The sequence below is a fragment of the Nostoc sp. CCY 9925 genome (genome assembly GCF_963920935.1).
GTDB lineage: Bacteria > Cyanobacteriota > Cyanobacteriia > Cyanobacteriales > Nostocaceae > Nostoc.
In genome coordinates this window covers 1-1440 of record NZ_CAWUDO010000273.1, presented here as the reverse complement: position 1 = coordinate 1440, position 1440 = coordinate 1, and the positions used below count along the sequence as shown (strand labels likewise).

Annotated in this window: 3 protein-coding genes; all 3 read right to left on the bottom strand. The window is 43.1% G+C overall.

Translation table 11 applies throughout. From position 1 onward, the window contains the following. Positions 1–79: 79 nt before the first annotated feature. The 3 genes from ACM0OY_RS40355 to ACM0OY_RS40345 all read right to left on the bottom strand — a co-directional run bounded on the left by ACM0OY_RS40355 (position 80) and on the right by ACM0OY_RS40345 (position 1324). Entirely contained in the window at positions 80–232 is a 153-nt protein-coding gene (locus tag ACM0OY_RS40355; protein ID WP_414574291.1) for a hypothetical protein, read from the bottom strand. A 26-nt stretch (positions 233–258) separates the two neighbouring features. Beyond that, entirely contained in the window at positions 259–966 is a 708-nt protein-coding gene (locus tag ACM0OY_RS40350) for a hypothetical protein (protein ID WP_414574290.1), read from the bottom strand. A 61-nt stretch (positions 967–1027) separates the two neighbouring features. Beyond that, complete coding sequence (locus ACM0OY_RS40345) at positions 1028–1324, bottom strand: hypothetical protein (protein ID WP_414574289.1); 297 nt, start codon at positions 1322–1324, stop codon at positions 1028–1030. Positions 1325–1440 lie beyond the last annotated feature (116 nt).

Below are 1440 nucleotides of genomic sequence, written 5' to 3'. Positions count from 1 at the left end.
TTAATACTGTCTTACTTGTTGTAAATATTTATATTGTACTGAAGCTAGTTTTTAGCGATCGCACCTTTTTCGCCCAACCTCACAAAATCGCGTTGCTCCCTCTCAGCACTCGATGACTAGCAGCCATATCTTTGGCATAGCGCGTAGCCAACCAAGGCATCTGTTCAAAGTCGCGGATGCCATCGATGATGAGGTAGTACTTGGGATTGCCTTGAAATAGCCAGTAGGTCATGTTGCTAAGTTAATTAATTTTTTTGATTACTCGTCTTCATCTACAACATCGTTAAATGGCGAATCATCCCCCGCTAATACAGGCTTGCCCATAGCAGCCTCAATTTTGGTAAGTATCATACGCTGGCGCGTTACCATGAATTCCTCGAAGTCATCCTTTCGCAGTGGTAATGGATCAATTTGGTGTGTCGCTAGAATTGCATCCATACCTGTATCATCAAGCTGAACATTTTTATGCTGTTGAAGCTGAATCAGATACTCACTCGGAGCCTTACCGCCAATCATGCGGTTTGCTTTATATGATATGGGAGTCTTGTTGAGAATAGAGTTATAGCGAGATGCAGGAATGCCCTGCTTGTCACACCAACTCTTCGGGAAAATATGATGAATATCGAGTCTGCATTCTTCCCAGTCATTTTCGCCTAGATCCCGAATAGTGGACTTCCAGAAAAAGTCTTTAGCACCCTCACGCTGAATTAAAGCATTAACACCTTTATATGCAGCACTAGTTCGAGAACGCAAACTACCTAAACGCGCAGGTTGAAAGTTAGCATCCCGAACAGTTGAAGGTTCTTCCTTACCGTCCTCAATCCAGTCGATAAGCTGTTGAATATCCAAAGCCATACGGGTTTCAACTGCCCCGCCGTACAATTCGCCAAGGATACCGCACCAGAACCAACGAGCAATTTTTTCGTAAACTCTCGGTTCCAGCCAGCGATCGCCCAGCAATGCCATGGCTGCGGCAAGAGGAATAAGTTGAGTGCGGTAAGGTAAATCACCAGTTGAGAAAAAGGATTCACTGACGTAAGAATTTAGCTGCTTTCCAGTAACCTTGCATAAGAGGTTGTTTCCATTTTTGAAAAGCATCTACAGGTAAAGATAGAACTGCTTCGCGCTTGGCAGTCACACCTGTTATTTGCTTACCAGTTTTACCAGCTTTTAAGTCTTGCTGGCGTTTTTCCAAAGAGTACAGCAGCGTTAGCCCTTGTAAAAACTCAGTAGGTTGAACTTCACGTAACAAACCTTGTTTTCTAAGATGAGCTTGAATACCTTCAATCCCTTCTTGACTATTACCAAACCATTCATCCCGCAAGTTAAGATTATCAGCAGCATAGCTGGCTGTAATTAGTTCAAAGACTGTTAATGGTTCGCCTCCCAGGGCGGCCGCATCTTATTTACTAATAAAAATTAAAACAGATCTGAAAATGT